Origin of the sequence: Niastella populi (genome assembly GCF_002078015.1) — a bacterium.
Taxonomy (GTDB): Bacteria; Bacteroidota; Bacteroidia; order Chitinophagales; family Chitinophagaceae; genus Niastella; species Niastella populi.
Window position 1 is genome coordinate 1 of the sequence record NZ_LWBP01000182.1, and the last position, 291, is coordinate 291.

1 protein-coding gene is annotated in these 291 nt (G+C 40.2%); it reads left to right on the plus strand.

The window, feature by feature from the left end; all coding sequences use genetic code 11:
* Positions 1-128 precede the first annotated feature (128 nt).
* The coding region (locus A4R26_RS36085; RefSeq protein ID WP_369332937.1) for a universal stress protein at positions 129-291 on the plus strand (163 nt) is incomplete at its 3' end.

A 291-nucleotide genomic window follows, 5' to 3' on the forward strand; every position in this document is an offset into this window, starting at 1 on the left:
ATTGAACCGGAGCGTTACAGATACCATTGCTTATAAACGGCCGGTAAAAAAAACAATTAAAAAAAAAACCAGGAATTCATGAACCAAAACGAAACTGCAAATAAAAATTTGTCGAAAGGAAAATCGAAATGATTAAGAAGATCTTAGTTCCAACCGACTACAGCCGGGCGTCTTTAAATGCACTGGAGTTTGCCATCAGTATTGCAGCCAGTAACAAAGCCAGCCTGCAGATCTTACATGTACATGATACCCTGTATTCAGGCGAAGATGTGCCGCCGACTGAGAAAACTT